The organism is Leptospira haakeii (assembly GCF_002812045.1).
In the GTDB taxonomy this organism is placed as follows: Bacteria; Spirochaetota; Leptospiria; order Leptospirales; family Leptospiraceae; genus Leptospira_B; species Leptospira_B haakeii.
The window spans coordinates 1-568 of the sequence record NZ_NPEG01000038.1; the positions used below are offsets into that span (position 1 = coordinate 1).

At 47.4% G+C, this 568-nt stretch carries 1 pseudogene; it reads left to right on the plus strand.

Annotated features, from left to right (window positions below):
* Positions 1–568: pseudogene (locus CH377_RS19770) on the plus strand (hypothetical protein); the annotation flags it as partial.

Sequence of the window (568 nt, forward strand, 5' to 3'; positions counted from 1 at the left end):
TGCCAATGCAACTGGCAAATTCGTAGTTAAAACAGACTCGGGCAAGGCTGCTATCCTTTGGGAGAATGGAGCGGATGTATACATCGCATTTCGAGATCTGGCAGCGGCGAATTTCCCAGCTATTGGATCGGAAATCAAAGTTGTAACTCGTACCAACTCACCGGGTCTCATTGGCTTGGCGATGGGGGGAGGCGGAAAGGCGTTGGCTTTCTGGAGTACGTATAGCGTAGTTCCTTATGTTACCACTTACCATACCGTTTACGGCCGCTTATTTCAAGGGGATGTTGCCGGAACTGCCGGAACTCAATTCACTGTGTTTTCTGGAAACGCAAACGGTTTGAATTGTCAATTTAGTGCAGATAGCGATGGTGGAAACAACGGAATCGTTGCTGTCGGGTATGGGGCATCTACGAATATAGTAAATGCTTACTCCTACGATTTTGCAACAGGAACTAAACAGGCTGGTCCTATTGCGTTGACTGGCACCGCAACAGGCGGTGGGTATGTTGGCTCTATTAATGTAAGTGCATCTTCAGGTAAGGCATTTGTTACTTGGAAGAGAAGTGAT